Here is an 18,400-nt window from a genome sequence, read left to right on the forward strand (position 1 = left end):
TACGAGGAGGCGGTGTGGCGGGACGACTCCAACCGGTGCTGGCGGGCGTGGTCACCGCGCTGGTCGGCTTCGCCAGTTCGTTCACCGTCGTGCTGGCCGGCCTGCGAGCGGTCGGGGCTGACACCGGCCAGGCCGCCTCGGGGCTGCTGGCGCTCTGCGTGGCGTCCGGGCTCGCCGCCGCCTGGCTCGGCCTGCGCCACCGGATACCGATGAGCGTCGCCTGGTCCACCCCGGGCGCGGCGTTGCTGGTCGCCACCGGGCCGCTCCCCGGCGGCTGGCCCGCCGCCGTCGGGGCCTTCCTCGTCTCCGGCGTGCTGATCGTGGCGGCCGGGCTGGTCCCGCCGCTCGGTCGAGCGGTGGCGGCCATCCCGAAGCCGATCGCCGGCGCGATGCTCGCCGGGGTGCTGCTGCCGCTCTGCGTGGCGCCGGTACGCGCCCTGGTCGAGGTGCCCCGGCTGGCCGGTCCGGTCGTCGTCGCCTGGCTGCTGCTGCACCGGTACGCCCGCCCCTGGGCGGTGCCCGGAGCGCTGGTGGTCGCGGTGGTGGCGCTCGCGTCGACCTCGGCCGGCGCCGGCCTCGGCGCGGTCGGGCTGCGCCCCGTGGTCGAGCTGACTCCGCCCTCCTGGAACGTGCCGGCCCTGATCGGGGTCGCGCTACCGCTCTTCCTGGTCACCATGGCCGCGCAGAACGTGCCCGGCATGGCGGTGCTGGTCGGCTACGGCTACCGCCCGCCGTTCACCGCCGCGCTGCGGGCCACCGGCGTCGCCGGTCTGCTCGCCGCCCCGGCCGGCGGCCACGGGGTGAACCTCGCCGCGATCACCGCCGCGCTTGCCGCCGGTCCGGACGCCCATCCGGACCCGGACCGGCGCTGGATCGCCTCGGTGACGGCGGGGATCGGGCTCGCCCTGCTCGGGCTGGGCGCCGGGGCGGCGACCGCGCTGGTGGCGATCGCGCCACCGGTGCTGATCGAGGCGGTCGCCGGGCTGGCGCTGCTCGGCGCGCTGGCCACCGCGCTGACCTCGGCGGTGACCTCGGCCGTGGCCGAGCCGGAGCGGCGCGAGGCCGCCGTGGTCACCTTCGTGGTCACCGCCTCCGGGGTGACCCTGCTCGGCGTCGGCGGCGCATTCTGGGGCCTGGTCGCGGGCTGCCTGATGCTGCTGCTCTTCCGCCGCCGCCGGGCCGAGCCAGCTCCGGCACCGGAGGCCGAACCGGCGTTGACCCGGCGCTGATCCGGCGGCCGGTCACTCCTCGGCGGGCAGGTCGGCGGCGGGCACGTCGAGGCGTACCCGGCCGTCGGCGACGGTGGCGATCCAGTCGGCGGGTACGTAGACCGCCCCGAGGTCGGCGAGCCCGCCGCTCACCTTCAGGTATCCGCCGTGCAGCAGGCGGGCGGCGAGATCCGCCGGAACACCCGGCTCCTCGACCGCGGTCGACTCGATCAGCTCGTCCAGGCTGCTGCCCGGGTCGGCGGTCGGCGCCTGCACCGTCACCGCGTTCGGGTCACCCCGTTGGACGAGATCCACCGTGCCGATCTCGACTCCGTCGGCGTCGATCACCGGCATCCCGGTGGTGATCCGGGAAATGGTCTGCTGGTCGCCCTGCTGCCTCATTCCGACGCGGTTCCCGGGGCGGCGCGACGCTAAACGCCGCCCCGGGCCGACCCGCCGTGCGGGTCAGCCGTTCGACGCCCCCCAACCACCCGGCGGGCGGGGCGACAACTCCCGCCAGCCGTCCGCCCCTTCGAGCAGCGCGCGGACCGTCGCCTCGGCCTCGTCGGCACTGTCGTACTCGTAGAAACGGGAGACCCCCTCGGCGCCGCCGGCCCGCTGCTCGATGTGCCACCGGTCGCCGTCCACGCGGAGGAACACGTCCCGCCGCGCCAGCCGCCCCCATTTCCCGTTCCACCAGTGCTTCCGCTGCTCCATGCGCGGACTCTATCGAACATACGTACGAGAATGTGCGGCCCCCACGGGGATCCCGTGGGGGCCGATGTGCCGCTGCCGGGTTCAGCGCGCGGTGGGCGGTTCCTGCCGGCCGAGCACGTCGTCGAGCGCGCCGCGCTGCTGCGCGGGCGTCCGGTGACCCGCCGCGACCAGCGCGTCACGGATCTCGGTGAGCAGCTTGACCTCCTCGCTGGGCGCGGCCGGCGGCGGCTCCTCGCCCCGCCGCCGTCGCTCGGCCAGCTTGTTCATGGGAAACACCACGAGGAAGTAGAGCACCGCAGCGGTGAGCAAGAACGTAATCAGGGCATTGAGGAAATCCGCCCAGGTGACGAAATTGCCCTTGCTGATCTCCCAGGCGCCGGCGAACTGATCCTCGCCACCGCCCACGAACTTGATGATCGGCTTCAGGAACGAGGTGGTGAAGGCGGTCACCACGCCGGTGAACGCGGCGCCGATGACGACGCCGACCGCCAGGTCGACGACGTTGCCCCGCATGATGAAGTCTTTGAAGCCCTTGAGCATCCGTACTCCCGCGCTGTCCGGTTTTCCGTCCGGGACAACCTAAGCCCTGGGCGCTGCCTCCAGGTAAGCCCCGGCCTCGCGGGCCGCCCGCTCCGGATCACCGGCCCGGATGGCCTCCACCATGCGGGCGTGGTCGATGTACTGCTCCGCCGTGAGCGCCCCGCCCATCGTCTCGACGAGGCTGCTGCGCAGTGCGGCGCCGAACGAGGCGTACAGCTCGGCGAGCAGACGGTTGTGCGCGGCGGCGATCACCGCCGTGTGCAGCACGACGTCGGCCTCCACGAACTCGTCGGCCCGGCCGCCGTGCCACGCCGCCTCGCGGGCCGCGAGCGCGTCGTCGAGGGCGACCAGATCCTCGGGCGTACGCCGGAGCGCGGCGAGCCGGGCGGCCTCCACCTCGAAGGCGCGGCGGACCTCGATCACCTCGGTCACCCGGTCGCCGGTGAGCTGACGGGCCACCACGGGAGCGAGTTCGTCGGTCGAGACCACGTACGTCCCGGAGCCCTGCCGGCACTCGAGCACACCGGCGTGCTGGAGCGCCCGGACCGCCTCGCGGACCGTGTTGCGCCCGACCCCGAGCGCCGCGACCAACTGCGGCTCGGTGGGGATGCGGCTGCCGACCGGCCACTCGCCGGCCAGGATCCGCTCCCTGAGCTGGGCGATCGTCTCGCGTATCCGCTGCCCGCGCGGGGGCGGCGGTGGGGAATTCGCCGACCGTGGCACTGGTTACATCACCGGCCCGAAATTCATCCCATGATTGTAGGTTCGACGGTATGACTCCGCCACCACCCCCTACCAGCACCGCCGAGCCGACAGTCGTTCCCGCCGACACCGCGCCGGCCGGCCCGCGCTCGACGCCGACCCGGCCGAGCGGCCCGATGGCCGGCGCCGCCCTGGTGCTGGTCGGGATGCTGCTCGTCGCGCTCAACCTGCGCGCCGCGATCACCAGCCTGGGCGCCCTGCTCGACGAGGTCCGCGACGGTATGGGGCTCTCCGGGGCGATGGCCGGCGTCATCACCACCCTGCCCGCCATCGCCTTCGGCGTCTTCGGCGCGCTCACCCCCCGGCTGGTCCGGCGCTACTCGCCCCCGAGACTGCTGGCGGCGGCGATGGTGCTGCTCGCCGCCGGGCAGCTGGTCCGGGTCGGCACCACCTCCACGGTGGTCTTCCTCGTCGGCAGCGCCGCCGCGCTCGCCGGGGTGGCGGTGGCGAACGTACTGCTGCCGCTGCTGGTCAAGCAGTACTTCCCGCACCGGATCGGGCTGGTCACGGGGGCGTACTCGATGACGCTCACCGCCGGCGCGGCGACCGCCGCCGCGACCACCGTGCCGATCGCCCACCTGCTGGGCTCCTGGCGGGCCGGGCTCGCCGTCTGGGCCGGGCTGGCCGCGGTGGCCGTACTCCCGTGGCTGCCCCTGGCGCTGCGGCGCGGCACGACCCGGCGGGCCGCCACCACGACCGAGCCCACCCCGGCCCGGGTCCGCCCGGCGCGAACCCGGCTCGGCTGGGCCATGGCCGTCTACTTCGGGACGCAGTCGCTCAGCGCGTACGCGATCATGGGCTGGCTGGCCCAGCTCTTCCGCGACGCCGGTTTCCAGCCGGAGCAGGCCGGTCTGCTGCTCGCCGGGGTGACCGCGCTCGGTGTGCCGATCGCGCTGCTCATGCCGACCTTCGCCGGTCGGCTCCGCTCACTGCGCCCGCTGATGCTGGCGCTCTCCGCCGCGATGGCGATCGCCTACGTCGGCGTGGCGCTGGCGCCGCACCGCGGCGCGCTGCTCTGGGTGGTGCTGCTGGCGATCGGGCAGAGCGCGTTTCCGCTGGCGCTGGCGATCATCGGGATGCGGGCCCGGACGACGGAGGGGACGGTGGCGCTCTCCGCGTTCACCCAGAGCACCGGCTACCTGATCGCGGCCATCGGCCCGCTGCTGGTCGGCATTCTCTACCAGGCGACCGGGGGCTGGACCGTGCCGATCGGCTTCCTGGCGGTCGCGCTCGTCGTGCAGACGGCCGCAGGCATGATCATCGCTCGTCCCCGGCACGTCGAGGACGAGCGATGAACGAGAGCGGTCAGGAGGAGGCGGGCGTCGGATCCCCGGCGACCGCCTGGTCGACCGTCGGGTACGTCTGGAGCACCTCGACCAGGCCGCTGACCTCGAGGATGCGCAGCACGCCCCGCTGAGGCGCGGCCAGCCGGACCACGCCCCCGACCTCGTCGCTGCTGTTCTTGGCCCGTACGAACACCGACAGCCCGGTGGAGTCGCAGAACGAGACCTCCGCCAGGTCGAACACCAGACGGCTGCGCCCCTTGTCGAGCAGGTCGGTGATCTGGTCCTGCAGCTGCGGTGCGGTCGCCATGTCCAACTCGCCCGCGACCGACACGACGACCACGTCGCCGCGTTGTTCCGTCTGCACCGTCAGGGACATTCGCCAGACCTCCTGTTATCGGTGGAACGGTATCCCACGATCCTGGCCGTGCGCAGAACGGGCGCGGCCATCTGGTGGCCATCATCATTCCGTTGCCTTGCGGCAAGTAGTTGGGCAGGTTCCGGTGATAGAGTCCGCCCGGTCCGGGTCGAGGGGGGTTTGATAATGGCACTGACTGCCGAGGAGAGCGGCCGGCTCGCAGCCCTGCTGAGCGAGCACGTCGACCAGGTCACGCAGCGTTGGACGGAGACGGTGGCGGCGTCGCTGCGCGGCCGGCTCAGCCAGGTCGAGCTGCGCTCGCAGCTCCAGGAACTCCGCCAAGCCATCGTCACGACGGCCGAGAACGGGATCGTCGACCTCGACGCCGAGTACGCCGCCGAGCTGCGCGCCGTGCTCGCCGAGCTGTCCCGGGGACGGGCCCGGCAGGGCTTCTCCGCCACCGAGACGGCGATCAGCGTCTTCGCGCTCAAGGAGGTGCTGCTGGAGCTGCTGGAGTCCCACGGTGGCGAGAGCACCCTCCGCGACTATGTGGCGTTCTCCGCCCTGATCGACACGATGGGCCTGTTCACCTTCGAGAGCTACGTACGCACCCGGGAGGGGCTGATCGCCGACCAGGCGGAGCAGCTGCTCGAGCTCTCCACCCCGGTCGTCAAGCTCTGGGAGGGCGTCGTCGCCGTGCCGCTGGTCGGCACCCTCGACTCCGCCCGGGCCCAGGTGGTGATGGAGCGGCTGCTCCAGACCCTGGTCGACACCGGCTCGCCGTACGCGATCATCGACATCACCGGCGTGCCGGCGGTGGACACCCAGGTCGCCCAGCACATCCTCAAGACCGTGGTGGCCGCGCGGCTGATGGGTGCGGACTGCATCATCTCCGGCATCCGCCCGCAGATCGCCCAGACGATCGTGGCGCTCGGCATCGAGTTCGGCGACATCGCCACCAAGGCGAGCCTCGCCGACGCGCTGCGCCACGTACTGCGCCTCACCGGCGTCGAGACCACCCGCCGCTCGCGCAGGGGGGCCTGATGGAGCGGGTGCCGATTCTCAAGATCGGTGAGATCCTGCTGGTCTCGATCCAGCTCGACATGTCCGATCAGACGGCGCTCCAGCTCCAGGAGGACCTCGCCGAGCGGATCGTCGCCACCGGCTGCCACGGCGTGATCATCGACATCACGGCGCTGGACATCGTCGACTCGTTCGTCGGGCGGATGCTCTCCAGCATCGCGTCGATCTCCAAGGTGCTCGACGCCGAGACCGTCGTGGTGGGGATGCGCCCGGCGGTCGCCATCACCCTGGTCGAGCTGGGGCTGTCGCTCAACGGCATCCGGACCGCGCTGAACGTGGAGCGCGGCATGGAGCTGGTCGCCGACGCCCGCGCCGACGAGTTCCCGTACGACGACGAGCTCGCCGACGGGTCCGACGACGATCCCGAGACGACGAGCTCACCGTGACCGCAGGCATCGACCTGGATCAACCGCACGCGCAGGCGATCCGGAGCGACGAGGACGTGGTACGCGTCCGGCAGCTGGTCCGTACGGTCGCGGTGGCCGCGAAGCTCTCCCTGGTCGACCAGACCAAACTGGTCACCGCGGCGAGCGAGCTGGCCCGCAACACGCTGGTCTACGGCGGGGGCGGCGGCGTCGAGGTCGCGACTGTGGACAACGGGCGACGCCGCGGGGTGCGGATCATCTTCGCCGACTCCGGTCCGGGGATCGCCGACCTCAACCTGGCGCTCACCGACGGCTACACCACCGGCGGCGGGCTCGGCCTGGGGCTCAGCGGCGCCCGCCGGCTGGTCGACGAGTTCGACATCGACACCGGAGTCGGCAAGGGCACCCGGATCACCGTCATCAAGTGGGCTCGGTGACCGACGACGCGGTCGGTGACCGCGGCGTCTGGTTCCGGATGGAGTCGGGGAGCACGGGCAGCGCTGTACGCCGCGCCGCCGAGCGCCTCGGCAAGCGGCTCGAGCTGGGCGAGACGCGGACGGCGGACCTGGCCATCGTCGCCGCCGAGCTGACCAGCAACCTCGTCAAGCACGCCGAGGAGGGCGCGCTGCTGCTCCGCCCCGTGCGCCGCGAGCGTGAGGCGGGCGTGGAGCTGATCGCCGTGGACTCCGGGCCGGGCATGGCGGACCTCGCCATCTCCTCCCAGGACGGACACTCGACGGTCGGCACGCTCGGCATCGGCCTCGGCGCGATAGTCCGGCAGGCCAACTGGTTCGACGGCTACTCGCGACCCGGCCGGGGCACTGTTCTCGCCGTCCAGATCTGGCCCTCGGAGATCGACGAGACACCCTGGGCCGCTGGGCTGACCCGGCCGCTGAGCGGTGAGCCGGTCAGCGGGGACGGGTACGCCGTCCGGACGATCGAGGGTCGCCACCAGGTGCTGGTCGCCGACGGGCTGGGCCACGGCCCGCTGGCCTGCGTGGCGAGCGACGCCGCGATCGCCGCCTTCCACGCCGCCCCGCCCGGCTCCCCGGCGGCGGTGGTGCACCACCTGCACCGATCGATGTCGCACACCCGGGGCGCCGCGCTGGCGGTGGCCGAGCTGCCGCCGTCGACAGGCGTCCTGCGCTACGCCGGCCTGGGCAACATCGCCGCGCAGGTGGTCACGCCGGACGGGCGGCAGCGGGGCCTCGTCTCCCTGCCGGGTATCGCCGGCCACCAGCGTCCCGTGATCCGCGAGTACGAGTACCCCTTCGAGGCCGACGCTCTGCTCGTGATGCACAGCGACGGCGTGGTCGACCGCTGGCGGCTCGACGACCTGCCGGGGCTCGTCGACCGCTCCCCGCTGGTGGTCGCCGCGACACTGCTGCGGGACGCGGGCACCCGCCGGGACGACGCCTGCGTGCTGGTGGCGAGGGCGTCGGCATGAGCACGGTGCCCGACCGCCCGCCGCTGCTCCAGATGGCGCTGCGCGTCGAGCACGACATCTTCGTGGTGCGCCAGCGGGGCCGGGAGGTCGCCGCGGCGGTGGGCCTGGAGCACCAGGACCAGGTGCGGGTCGCCACCGCGCTCAGCGAGGTGGCCCGGGACCTGCTGGGCATGGTCGGCGGCGCGGATGTCACGTTCCACCTCGACGAGACCCCCGACGGCCGACGCCACCTGCGGGTGGACCTGCTTCCGGTCCGACCGCTGCCCGCCGGCCGGTACGAGCCGCAGTCCGGCGCGGTGGCACGGCTCGTGGACAGCCTGGGCGCGATCGGGGTCGGCCGGGATACGGTCGTGAGGATGTCGCGACGTGTCCCGGTCACCGCGCAGGCGCTGACCCCGGAGCGCCTCGCCGAGCTCCGGACCGAGCTCGGCCAGAGCACCCCGGGCAGCGCCCTGGACGAGTTGGCGGCGCAGAACCAGCAGTTGATCGCGACTCTCGACGAGGTGCGGGAGCAGCGCGACGAGCTGGCGGTGCTGAACGAGGAGCTGCAGGAGACGAACCGGGGCGTGCTCGCGCTCTACGGGCAGCTCTCGGAGGAGCTGGAGGAGACCAACCGGGGCGTGGTGGCGCTCTACGCCGAGCTGGACGAGAAGTCGGCCCAGCTGCGGGCGGCGAGCGAGTCGAAGAGCCGGTTCCTGGCCAACGTCAGCCACGAGCTGCGGGCGCCGGTGACGGCGATCATCGGTCTCGGCCGGCTGCTCGCCGACTCGGCGTCCGACCCGCTCACCCGGGAGCAGGCCCAGCAGGTGGAGCTGATCCGCTCGTCGGCGGCCGACCTGCTCACCCTGGTCAACGAACTGCTCGACCTGGCCAAGGCGGAGTCGGGGCGGATCGAGGTGAACTGGTCGGAGGTCGACCTGCGGCCGATCTTCGGGCAGCTGCGCGGCACGCTGCGTGCGCTCGCCGCCGGTCGCCCGGTGGAGCTGGAGGTGGAGGAGCCGCCGTCGGCCACGCTGCGTACCGATGAGGTGCTGCTCGGCCAGGTGCTGCGCAACCTGTTGCACAACGGGCTGAAGTTCACCGAGCGCGGCGAGGTGCGGCTGCGCGCGCACCTTCGGGACGACCGCTGGGTGCTGACGGTCACGGACACCGGCCCGGGCATCGCGCCCGAGCTGCACGACCGCATCTTCGAGGAGTTCTACCAGGTGCCGGGGGTGACCCGGGCCGGTGGCACGGGCCTCGGGCTGCCGTACGCGCGCCGTCTCACCACGCTGCTCGGCGGCACCCTGCAGCTGACCAGCGAGCCGGGTCGGGGCAGCACCTTCACTGTCACCCTGCCGGTGGGCGGAGCCTGAGGTGCCCGCCCAGGCGACCGTGCTGGTGGTCGACGACAGCCGGACCAAGCGATACCTGCTGGTCAGCTGGTTGACCCGGGCCGGGTTCCAGGTGATCGAGGCGGAGAACGGCGCCGACGCGTTGACCCGGGTCGATGATGACCACGTGGACCTGGTGGTGCTCGACGTGCGGCTCCCCGACGCCAGCGGTTTCGAGGTGTGCGAGCAGATCAAGAGCCGGCACCCGGCCATGCCCGTGATCCACGTGTCGGCGCACGCGGTGGACGTCGTGGACCGGACCCAGGGGCTGACCCGGGGCGCGGACGCGTACCTCGCCGAGCCGATCGAGCCGGACGAGCTGATCGCCACCGCGCACGCGGTACTCCGTTACTACCAGGCCCGGCAGCGCGCCGAGCTGCTCGCCGCTCGGATGCTCGCGCTCGCCGACACCACGGTCGCGGCGCACGCCGCGTCGACGTTCCGGCAGCTGCTCGAGGCGGCGGCGTCCGGTGCCGCCGAGATCTTCAAGAGCCCGGCGGTGGTGGTCGGGGAGACGGCCGACGGCGAGCGTCTCGCCGGGGTGGCTGCCGGTCAGGGGCTGGGCGCGTCGACGGTGCCGTGGACGGTCGAAGACGACAGCGCGGTGCCGGTCGGCACCACGGTCCGGGTCACCGACCCGGCGCAGTGGGCGCTGCTGGACTGGCCGGCCGGCGACACGGTGACGGTGGCCGCCGCCCGGCTGCGGGAGGACCGGCCGCCGCTCTACGTCGTGGTCCCCACCAAGACCCAGACCGAACGTACGCCGGCGCTCGTGCAGTTGGTGCAGGCGGTGGCCGCGGCGGTGGAGGCCCAGCGGTCGTACGACGAGGAGCACCGCATCGCGGTGACGCTCCAGCGCAGCCTGCTCCCGCAGCGGATCCCGGAGATCAACGGTCTCGACCTCGCGGTGCGCTACGAGCCGGCCAGCGCGCGGACCGAGGTGGGGGGCGACTTCTACGAGCTGGTGATGCTCGACGGGCACCTGCTGCTCGCCGTCGGCGACGTGGCAGGGCACTCGCTGCACGCGGCGACGGTGATGGCCGAGCTCCGGCACGCCGTCCGGGCGTACGCGGTGGAGGGCCACCAGCCCGGCGCGATCCTGCATCGGGTCAACGAGCTGATGCGCACGTTGCTGCCGAACGAGTCGGCGACGCTCTGCGTGTTGCTGCTGGATCCGACGACCGGGCGGGTCCGGCTGGCGAGCGCCGGTCATCTGCCGCCGGTGCTCAACGTCGACGGCAAGGTCGAGTTCGTCCAGCACTCCGCGCCGCTGCTCGGGGTCCGCGCCGAACGCCCGGCGGATCTGGAGTTCGTGCTCCCGCCCGGGGCGACGCTGGTGTTCTACACCGACGGCCTGATCGAGCGCCGGGACGCGACCATCGACGAGGGGCTGGCAGCGCTGGCCGACGTCGCCGCGCAGGTGGACGAGGACCTGGACCGGTTCTGTGAGCGACTGCTGGTGCAACTCACCCCGCCCGAGATCAACGACGACGTCGCAGTGGTCGTGCTGCGTCGCAGATGACCGTGCGCTCGGTGCCGGTGTTCGTGATCGTGCCGCGCCTCTGATCGTGCCGAAGCCGCTGATCGTGCCGACTCGCTGATTGTCTCGGGTCGCTGATTGCGCAGGGTGACCATCGCGCGCCGAATACGCAGCGTCACTCTCGGCATGGGGCGGCTACTACCCCTTCGCTCGCTTTGCTCTGCACCCCTATACGCACCACCAAGCTAAGCTGCGAATCCTCTGGGGACCTTGAGCGTCCGACCGCGAGCGGCAGTTACTTTCGGTTATTGGCGCGTATGGGGGTGCAGAGCAAAGCGTCCACAGGGGTGTGTCCGCCGGAGCGCCGATATCACGCAGGGTGAGGTCCGCGCCAGGGAACGTGGGCGCGCTCGCGCAGGCTGCCCCCGTGGTGGACGCTCCCCGGCGTTGATCGGCCCAGGCGGGCCGAGATGCAGGCCCCGGCGGCGTCCGACCGACGTGCGGGCCCGGGCCGACCGGCGTGCGGGCTGCGCGCGGGCCCGGGCGACAGGTCTGCGGTTCCGATCGAGCGACGCGCAGGCCGGTGCGGGGCGGGCGGGGTCGGGCGGGGGCCGGATCAGGCGAGCGAGCGGGCGTAGGCGGCGGGGGAAGTTCCGGTGACCGCGGTGAACTCCCGCACGAGGTGCGCCTGGTCGCTGTAGCCGAGATCGGCGGCGAGTCGCGCCCAGTCCGGCGGCGGCCCGCCGGTGGCCTGCTCGATGACCTCCTGGATCCGGTACCGGCGGATCACCCACTTCGGACCGACGCCGACCCGCTCCAGGAAGAGGCGTTGCAGACGGCGGGTGGTGAGGCCGTGCCGCCGGGCGAACGCGTCCACCCGAAGCACCGTGCGGTCGGTGCGGATCTCCTCGACCAGGCGGATCACCTCCTCGGTGACGGGGTCCGCCCCGGCCTGCGGCGCCCAGCCGGTGAGCAGCGCGTCGAGGCGGCGGCAGCGGTCGGCGTCCGTACCGTCGCAGGTGTCGCCGGTCGGTTCGCGGGCCGGCGGCCAGCGCTCGGCGAGGTCGGCGAGGGGCCGGCGGCGGCCGGTCAGCTCGGCGACCGAGCCGCGCCAGAACGGGTGGAAGCCGCCGGGCCGGAACTGGACGCCGCTGACCCGGCCGACTCCGGTGAGAGTGATCGAGAAGAGCGCCAGCCCGACCCCGGCGACCTCACCGCAGGCCGGACCGTCGCCGTCGCGACGGAAGACCAGGTTCACCGCGGGATGCGGTACGACGTGCTGCGCGAACGGCTCGGTGAGCTCCCAGTCGACGAACCAGTAGTGCTCGATCCACGGACGCAGCAGCGCCGCCGGCAGATGCCGGCGGAACCGGACCTGTCGCAGCATCCGGTCGGGGGCGAGAATTCCCCGGCTGTCGCCACGCGGTCGCTGTCGCATTTTTTCAAGACCACCCTCATAAGCTCGGTCTATGGCCACAGAGACTAGTGATTTGCTGGCGGCTGCGGCGCCGCCCACGATCGCGGTGGTGCGCGGCGTCGCCGACGACCAGCTGCACCTGCCGACGCCGTGCCGCGACTACTCCGTACGTGATCTGCTCAACCACCTCTTCGAGGTGGTGGTCAACTTCCGGGACCTGGCGGCGAAGCGCCCGGTGACCTGGGCGGAGAAGCAGGACTTCCTCACCGACGACTGGCGGAGCCGGTTCGAGGTGGAGACCGAGCGACTGATCGCCGCCTGGGCCGATCCGACGAGCCTGGAGGGCGTCTCGCCCGGCATGGGCATGCCGCAGACCATGGTGGGCGGCATGGTGTTGCTGGACTTCACCGTGCACGGCTGGGACCTGGCCGTCGCCACCGGCCGGCCGTACGCCCCGGCGCCACAGGCCACAGTCGCGCTGCAGCAGCTGACCGAAGAGCTCGGCCCGACAGCCCGGCAGATGGGTGTCTTCGCCGAACCGGTGCCGACCGGTCCGGCCGTGCCCGACCTGGACCGACTGCTCGGCCTCACCGGGCGCGACCCCCGCTGGACCGCCGTCGGCTGACGCCGGCACCGGGCACGGCCCGTTGACACGGATTATTCGCCGAGTGAATAGTGGACGGGTGTCCACGCCGCACGTTCTGCTCGGGCTGCTCGCAACGGGCGACAAGCACGGCTACGAGCTCAAGCGTGCCCACGACGAGCGGCTTCCGCAGGCCCGACCCCTGGCCTTCGGCCAGGTCTACGCGACCCTGAGCCGGATGCAGCGCGACGGACTGGTGACCGTCGCCGGTCAGGAACGCGACGGCGGGCCCGACCGGACCACCTACGCGCTGACCGGCGAGGGGCGGGCGGCGCTGGACCGGTGGCTGAACGACGTCGAACCGCCCTACCCGTACGTGACCAGCACGCTGCTCGCCAAGATGGCGGTGGCGCTGCTGGTCGCCGACGTGGACCGGGTACGCGCCTGCCTCGCCGCCCAGCGCCAGGCGCACACCGCGCGGCTGCGCGAACTGACCGTGCTGAAGCACGCCCCGTCGGCCACCCTCGACGACGTCGTGGCGGCCGACTTCGCCATCGCTCACCTCGACGCCGACCTCAAGTGGCTGGCGACCACGTTGAGCCGTGTCGCCGACTGGCACCGGGAGGTGCGGCATGAGCCAGCTCCAGGCCCGTGACCTGACCAGGTCGTACGGGCGGACACCCGCGTTGCGCGGCGTGACGCTCGACGTCGACGAGGGAGAGATCGTCGCGGTGACCGGGCCGAGCGGCTGCGGCAAGTCGACCCTCCTGCACTGCCTCGCGGGGATCCTGCGGCCCGACGCCGGCGAGGTGATCTGGCGCGGTGAGCGGCTCGACACCCAGCCCGAGGCCGCCCGGTCGCGGCTGCGCCGCACCGAGTTCGGTGTGCTGTTCCAGTTCGGTCAGCTCGTGGCCGAGCTGACCGCGGCGGAGAACGTCGCGCTTCCGCTGCTTCTCGCCGGCACGGGGCGGCGAGCGGCACGGGAGACGGCGTTGAGCTGGCTGGAGCGGTTCGGTGTGGCGGAGTTGGCCGACGTCCGGCCGGGTGAGATGTCCGGCGGGCAGCAGCAGCGGTGCGCCACCGCCCGATCGCTGGTCACCGGACCGCGGGTGCTCTTCGCCGACGAGCCGACCGGTGCGCTGGACACGCTCACCGGCGAGCAGGTGCTCACCACACTGGTCCGGCTGGCCCGGGAGCAGCGCACCTCGGTCGTGCTGGTCACGCACGAGCCGCGCATCGCCGCGTACGCCGACCGGGAGGTGACACTCCGCGACGGGGCGGTCGAGCACAGCGGCCTCGAGCTGAACGTGCCGTCGACCGGCGGTGCCCGGTGAGACCGTCCGCGCTGCTCCGGCTCGCCCTGGCCGGGACCCGCACCGACACGGTACGGGTGCTGCTCACCGCGGTCAGCGCGGCGCTCGCGGCGCTGGCCGCGTTCGCGGCGCTCACCGTGCTCGCCATCCCGACGCCACCGGCCACCGCCGACAACATGGTCCGCTGGTCCGAGCAGTACTCCAACGCGCTCCTGCGGGAGCCGGGGCTGCGGGGCGGCACGGCGTTCGCCCTCGTACTGCTCATGGTTCCGGTGCTGGCCCTGGCCGGGCAGTGCGCCCGGCTCGGCGCCCCGGCCCGGGACCGCCGGCTCGCCGCGCTCCGGCTCGCCGGCGCCACCCCGGGACAGGTCACCCGGCTCGCGATGCTGGAGACCGGCGTCGCCTGCCTCTTCGGCACACTCTGCGGGCTCGCCCTCTACCTGGTCGGCCGCGAGCTGCTGCACCGGCCGGACGAGCGCGGTCAGCTCGCCCTCCCCACCGACGTTCTGCCGCACGCCGGCGCGCTCGCCGCGGTCGTGGTCGGCCTGCCGCTGGTCGCCGGGCTCGCCACCGCACTGATGCTGCGCCGAGTGATCACCACGCCGTTGGGCGTGACGCGCCGGGCGGCTCGGGAACGCGGTCCCGGCCCATGGGCGGGAGTGCTGATCGTCGTCGGCGTGGCGGCGTTCATCCTCGGGTGGCCGGTCCTCCTGCGACGGACCGTGGACGGGCCGTTCGTCGGACTCGCGCTGTTCCTCATCGCCGCGGGCGGGCTCGCCGCCATCCTCGGCACCGTGACGGGTACCGGCTGGATCTCGCACACCACCGGTCGGCTGCTGCGCCGGTACGCCCGGCACCCCGCCCCGTTGCTCGCCGCCGGCCGGCTGATGAGTGATCCGTGGGCCGGCAGCCGTGCCTTCGCCGCCCTGCTCGCGGCGGTGACCTTCGGCGCCGGAGCGGCCGGGCTGCGCTCGCACTTCGTCACCGAGGACCGGCTGGCACGCCAGCAGAACCGACTCGCGGGCGTCGAGGCGGGCGCCAACCCGTTCTACCTGAACACGATCAGCCTGGTGGACCTCGCGGTGACCGTCGCGGTGTTGATCGCCGCCGCGGGTCTGCTCGTCGCCGTCGTCGAGGGCGTCGTGGCGCGGCGGCGAGCGTACGCCGCGCTGACGGCGACCGGTGTGCCGCGAACCACGCTGGCCTGGTCGCTCGTCTGGCAGGCGGTGCTCCCCGCCGTACCGGCGATCCTGTTGGCGTTGACCGTCGGTGCGGTCCTGGCCCGGGCCCTCTTCGGCGACGCCGACCGCGGCCCGTCGACGACCTCCGTCTGCGACGCCGGCGCGCAGCTCTGCGCCGACCCGGCGACGCGGGAGCAGTACACCCGGATCACCGAGAGCCCGGCGGTGCACGCGGTGCCCGACGTACCGCTGGAACAGTTGGCGCTGCTCGGGGGCGGCGCCCTCGCCGCGGTGCTCGCCACGGTCTTGGTCGGTCTGCTCTTCCTGCGACCGAGCACCGCGGTAGAGGAACTCCGGGCCACCTGACGGTGTAACACCCCGACTCCGGGGGGCGCTTTGAGCCTCGGGGCCCGGGATGTCGGGCCTCTCACCGAGGGTCGGACGGGCCTCGGTGCAGTCGGCCGTGGGAGTTCACCAGATGCAGAACCAGCCGGGTGCCGCGCCGCCGGTGTTCGTCGACCGGAGCGGTCGCCGCCGTCGGCTGACGGTGATCGCCGGTACAGCCATGGGCCTGGGTCTGCTCACCAGCATCGCGCTGATCCTCGCCGGTCTCTTCTTCGACGCCCCCGTGCCGGTGCCCGGCTGGCCGGACTCGCGGCCCGCACAACCCGTCGAGGCGGGGCTGGACGACCGTGCGGGCCTCGGGGAATCCCCCTCCGTGAGCCCCACTCCGATCACCCCCTCGACCGCACCCGCTCCGACGCCCGCCCGCTCGGTGAGTCCGGACGCCACCGGAACGACCCCGCGCACCGCCCAGCCCGCCCGGACCGACCATCCGGGTCAGGGTGACGAGCACCGCAGCACGGCGAAGCCGAACAGGTCCCCGGGCAAGCCGCAGTGACTCCGCCCCCTCGACACGCGGCCCGACGGGACCCCCGGGCGCACTGGTTCCTCCTCCTGCTCGGCGTGCTGATGCTGCTCGCCACGCTCACCGTGCACGGTCTGGTGACCGGACTCGGTGGCGGCTCCGGCCGGACCGTCCAGGACAGCACGACCGACCGGATGGCCCCGCCGAAGAGCGTCACGGGAGCCGGACCGGTGCTCCGGCTGGATCGGCCCGAACCGGTCAGCCGGGCGATGCCGGACCGGACCATCGCGCTCACCTTCGACGACGGGCCGGACCCGCGCTGGACGCCACAGGTGCTGGATGTGCTGCGGCGGCATCACGCCCACGCCACGTTCTTCGTCGTCGGCGCCCGGGTCAACGAGCACCCCGAGCTGGTGCGGCGGATTCTCGCCGAGGGACACGAGATCGGCTCGCACACCTTCACGCACGCGGATCTCGCCGCCGCGCCCGCCTGGCGCCGGGAGCTGGAACTCTCCCTGACCCGCAAGGCGATCGCCAGCGCCACCGGGCAGCAGGTCACCCTGCTGCGACCCCCCTTCTCCTCGGTCCCGTCGGCGCTGACCGGGGCGGACTACGACGCGCTGCGTACCGCCGCCGGCAGCGGCCATGTCGCCGTGCTCGCCGACCTGGACACGCGTGACTGGCAGCGCCCCGGCGCCGCGCAGATCGTCGAGGCGGCCACACCGGCCGGCGGCCGTGGTGCGGTGGTGCTCATGCACGACGGGGGAGGCGACCGCGATCAGACGGTCGCCGCGCTGGACCGGCTGCTGCCGGAGCTCACCCGTCAGGGGTACCGGTTCACCACCGTCTCTGCGGGGATCGACGCGCCCGAGTCGGCCGTTCCGGCGGGCCCCGGCACTCGGATCAGCGGCACACTGGTGCGCTGGACCCAGGTTGCGGCCGGCTGGGTGGCCAGCGGAATGAACCTGCTGCTCGGCATCGCACTGGTGCTCGGCGTGGCCCGGCTCGCCGTCCAGGTGTTCTGCGCCCAGCGGCACGTCCGCCGGGTGCGCCGGCGCGCCGATCACCGAGACCGGCCCGAGGTGCGTGCACCGGTTTCGGTGATCGTGCCGGCCTACAACGAGGCTGCGAACATCGCCGCGACGGTCCGGTCGCTGATGGCGAGCGACTATCCGGCGCTGGAGGTGATCGTGGTGGATGACGGGTCCACCGACGGCACCGCGGACATCGTCGAGCGGATGCGGCTGCGCGACGTACGGGTCATCCGGCAGTCGAACGCCGGCAAGCCGGCGGCTCTGAACACCGGGATCCGGGCCGCGCGCGCCGGACTGCTGGTCCTGGTGGACGGAGACACGGTGTTCCAGCCGGACACCGTGCGCCGGCTGGTGCAGGGGTTCGTCGACCCGACGGTGGGTGCCATCTCCGGCAACACGAAGGTGGCCAACCGCCGACGGCTGCTCGGCCGCTGGCAGCACCTGGAGTACGTGATCGGCTTCAACCTCGACCGCCGGATGTACGACGTGCTGGAGTGCATGCCGACGATTCCCGGCGCGATCGGCGCGTTCCGCCGTGATGTGCTGCGCTCCGTGGGCGGGGTGCCGGGGGACACCCTGGCGGAGGACACCGACCTCACCATGAAGGTGCTGCGGGCAGGTTGGCGGGTGGTTTACGAGGAGAGCGCGATCGCCTGGACCGAGGCGCCGTCCACGCTGCGGCAGCTGTGGCGGCAGCGGTACCGCTGGTGTTACGGCACGATGCAGGCGATGTGGAAGCACCGCCACGCGCTGCGCGAGCCAGGAGCAGGCGGCAAGCTGGGCCGGCGGGGCCTGCCGTACCTCACGGTCTTCCAGCTCCTACTGCCGTTGACCGCTCCGGCGGTCGACGTCTTCGCCCTCTACGGCCTCCTCTTCCTGCCCTGGTCGACGCTGGCCCTGTCCTGGTTCGGGCTGCTGCTGCTCCAGGCGTTGACCGCCGGCTACGCGCTGCGGTTGGACCGCGAACGCCTCGGCCCGCTGTGGGCGCTGCCGCTGCAGCAGGTCGTCTACCGCCAGGTGATGTACCTCGTCGTGGTGCAGTCCGTGGTCACCGCGGTGATCGGCAACCGGCTGCGCTGGCATCGCATGGTGCGTACCGGCGAGGCGGCAGCCCTGCTCACCACGGGCCGCTCGGGCTGACCGGTCCCGACGTCGGGCGCTCGTCGTCGGCCCCGACGTGCTCAGCCCGGTGGGTGGAACAGCCCCGCCGACCAGGAGATGAGCAGACCGACCAACGCCGAGCAGCAGCAGACGAAGACGGCGGCCACGACCACCGCGAGGATGACCAGCGCCGGCCGCCGTCCGGCGGCTCCGGGTTCCGCCCCTTCCGCGGGTACGTCGGCCCCGTCCGGCTGCTCGTCGGCCTCGCTCACCGAGGCAGTCTAGGT

General features: G+C 73.0%; 21 protein-coding genes. 14 read left to right on the top strand and 7 right to left on the bottom strand.

Going from position 1 to position 18,400, the window contains the following annotated elements; all coding sequences use genetic code 11:
* The first annotated feature begins 14 nt into the window (after positions 1-14).
* Positions 15-1,229: a benzoate/H(+) symporter BenE family transporter gene (locus D7044_RS14660; protein WP_120689285.1), complete on the top strand. Its 1,215-nt coding sequence runs from the start codon at positions 15-17 to the stop codon at positions 1,227-1,229.
* Between the two features lie 12 nt (positions 1,230-1,241).
* Here D7044_RS14660 and D7044_RS14665 read toward each other — a convergent pair whose 3' ends face one another.
* The 4 genes from D7044_RS14665 to D7044_RS14680 all read right to left on the bottom strand — a co-directional run bounded on the left by D7044_RS14665 (position 1,242) and on the right by D7044_RS14680 (position 3,188).
* A complete protein-coding gene (locus D7044_RS14665; protein WP_120673787.1) occupies positions 1,242-1,610 on the bottom strand; it encodes a hypothetical protein in 369 nt (122 codons plus the stop codon).
* A gap of 63 nt (positions 1,611-1,673) precedes the next feature.
* The gene (locus D7044_RS14670; RefSeq protein ID WP_120689286.1) at positions 1,674-1,925 is read right to left on the bottom strand and encodes a hypothetical protein; all 252 of its coding nucleotides are present in this window, start codon (positions 1,923-1,925) and stop codon (positions 1,674-1,676) included.
* Positions 1,926-2,006: 81 nt separating this feature from the next.
* Positions 2,007-2,465, bottom strand: coding sequence for a large conductance mechanosensitive channel protein MscL (mscL, locus tag D7044_RS14675; RefSeq protein WP_120689287.1), 459 nt, complete (start codon positions 2,463-2,465; stop codon positions 2,007-2,009).
* Between the two features lie 39 nt (positions 2,466-2,504).
* Positions 2,505-3,188 carry a FadR/GntR family transcriptional regulator gene (locus D7044_RS14680; RefSeq protein ID WP_120673784.1) on the bottom strand — a complete coding sequence of 228 codons (684 nt, stop codon included), beginning with the start codon at positions 3,186-3,188 and terminating at the stop codon, positions 2,505-2,507.
* A gap of 50 nt (positions 3,189-3,238) precedes the next feature.
* On the opposite strand from D7044_RS14680, the gene D7044_RS14685 reads away from it, so the two are divergent.
* Complete coding sequence (locus D7044_RS14685) at positions 3,239-4,522, top strand: MFS transporter (RefSeq protein WP_120689288.1); 1,284 nt, start codon at positions 3,239-3,241, stop codon at positions 4,520-4,522.
* Positions 4,523-4,532: 10 nt separating this feature from the next.
* Here D7044_RS14685 and D7044_RS14690 read toward each other — a convergent pair whose 3' ends face one another.
* On the bottom strand, positions 4,533-4,889 hold the full coding sequence (locus tag D7044_RS14690; RefSeq protein WP_120673782.1) for an STAS domain-containing protein: 357 nt from the start codon (positions 4,887-4,889) through the stop codon (positions 4,533-4,535).
* A gap of 165 nt (positions 4,890-5,054) precedes the next feature.
* On the opposite strand from D7044_RS14690, the gene D7044_RS14695 reads away from it, so the two are divergent.
* The 6 genes from D7044_RS14695 to D7044_RS14720 are packed head-to-tail and all read left to right on the top strand — an operon-like array spanning position 5,055 to position 10,658.
* Positions 5,055-5,912 carry an STAS domain-containing protein gene (locus tag D7044_RS14695; protein WP_120673781.1) on the top strand — a complete coding sequence of 286 codons (858 nt, stop codon included), beginning with the start codon at positions 5,055-5,057 and terminating at the stop codon, positions 5,910-5,912.
* Entirely contained in the window at positions 5,912-6,337 is a 426-nt protein-coding gene (locus tag D7044_RS14700; RefSeq protein WP_120673780.1) for an STAS domain-containing protein, read from the top strand. The genes D7044_RS14695 and D7044_RS14700 overlap by 1 nt, the downstream gene beginning before the upstream one ends.
* Positions 6,334-6,753 carry an ATP-binding protein gene (locus D7044_RS14705; RefSeq protein ID WP_120673779.1) on the top strand — a complete coding sequence of 140 codons (420 nt, stop codon included), beginning with the start codon at positions 6,334-6,336 and terminating at the stop codon, positions 6,751-6,753. The genes D7044_RS14700 and D7044_RS14705 overlap by 4 nt, the downstream gene beginning before the upstream one ends.
* A 38-nt stretch (positions 6,754-6,791) precedes the next feature.
* Positions 6,792-7,763 (top strand): SpoIIE family protein phosphatase, encoded by a 972-nt coding sequence (locus tag D7044_RS14710; RefSeq protein ID WP_199716638.1) that lies wholly within the window; start codon positions 6,792-6,794, stop codon positions 7,761-7,763.
* Complete coding sequence (locus tag D7044_RS14715) at positions 7,760-9,118, top strand: sensor histidine kinase (RefSeq protein WP_120689289.1); 1,359 nt, start codon at positions 7,760-7,762, stop codon at positions 9,116-9,118. Before D7044_RS14710 ends, D7044_RS14715 begins: the two co-directional genes overlap by 4 nt.
* 1 nt (position 9,119) lies before the next feature.
* Positions 9,120-10,658 carry a response regulator gene (locus D7044_RS14720; protein ID WP_120673777.1) on the top strand — a complete coding sequence of 513 codons (1,539 nt, stop codon included), beginning with the start codon at positions 9,120-9,122 and terminating at the stop codon, positions 10,656-10,658.
* Between the two features lie 574 nt (positions 10,659-11,232).
* Here D7044_RS14720 and D7044_RS14725 read toward each other — a convergent pair.
* On the bottom strand, positions 11,233-12,054 hold the full coding sequence (locus tag D7044_RS14725) for a helix-turn-helix domain-containing protein (protein WP_120689290.1): 822 nt from the start codon (positions 12,052-12,054) through the stop codon (positions 11,233-11,235).
* 31 nt (positions 12,055-12,085) lie between these two features.
* Here D7044_RS14725 and D7044_RS14730 point away from each other — a divergent pair, with 31 nt between their 5' ends.
* The 6 genes from D7044_RS14730 to D7044_RS14755 all read left to right on the top strand — a co-directional run bounded on the left by D7044_RS14730 (position 12,086) and on the right by D7044_RS14755 (position 18,152).
* Positions 12,086-12,658, top strand: coding sequence for a TIGR03086 family metal-binding protein (locus tag D7044_RS14730; protein WP_120673775.1), 573 nt, complete (start codon positions 12,086-12,088; stop codon positions 12,656-12,658).
* 58 nt (positions 12,659-12,716) lie between these two features.
* Positions 12,717-13,271 (top strand): PadR family transcriptional regulator, encoded by a 555-nt coding sequence (locus D7044_RS14735; RefSeq protein ID WP_120673774.1) that lies wholly within the window; start codon positions 12,717-12,719, stop codon positions 13,269-13,271.
* Positions 13,249-13,950, top strand: a complete 702-nt coding sequence (locus tag D7044_RS14740) for an ABC transporter ATP-binding protein (RefSeq protein WP_120689291.1) — start codon at positions 13,249-13,251, stop codon at positions 13,948-13,950. The genes D7044_RS14735 and D7044_RS14740 overlap by 23 nt, the downstream gene beginning before the upstream one ends.
* A complete protein-coding gene (locus D7044_RS14745; protein WP_120689292.1) occupies positions 13,947-15,476 on the top strand; it encodes an ABC transporter permease in 1,530 nt (509 codons plus the stop codon). Before D7044_RS14740 ends, D7044_RS14745 begins: the two co-directional genes overlap by 4 nt.
* 112 nt (positions 15,477-15,588) lie before the next feature.
* Entirely contained in the window at positions 15,589-16,011 is a 423-nt protein-coding gene (locus tag D7044_RS14750) for a superantigen-like protein SSL4 (protein ID WP_120673771.1), read from the top strand.
* Positions 16,008-18,152 carry a bifunctional polysaccharide deacetylase/glycosyltransferase family 2 protein gene (locus tag D7044_RS14755; protein WP_233564993.1) on the top strand — a complete coding sequence of 715 codons (2,145 nt, stop codon included), beginning with the start codon at positions 16,008-16,010 and terminating at the stop codon, positions 18,150-18,152. Before D7044_RS14750 ends, D7044_RS14755 begins: the two co-directional genes overlap by 4 nt.
* Before the next feature lie 41 nt (positions 18,153-18,193).
* On the opposite strand, the gene D7044_RS14760 is transcribed toward D7044_RS14755, so the two are convergent.
* Complete coding sequence (locus D7044_RS14760) at positions 18,194-18,385, bottom strand: hypothetical protein (RefSeq protein WP_120689293.1); 192 nt, start codon at positions 18,383-18,385, stop codon at positions 18,194-18,196.
* Positions 18,386-18,400 lie beyond the last annotated feature (15 nt).

The organism is Micromonospora musae (assembly GCF_003626635.1).
In the GTDB taxonomy this organism is placed as follows: domain Bacteria; phylum Actinomycetota; class Actinomycetes; order Mycobacteriales; family Micromonosporaceae; genus Micromonospora; species Micromonospora musae.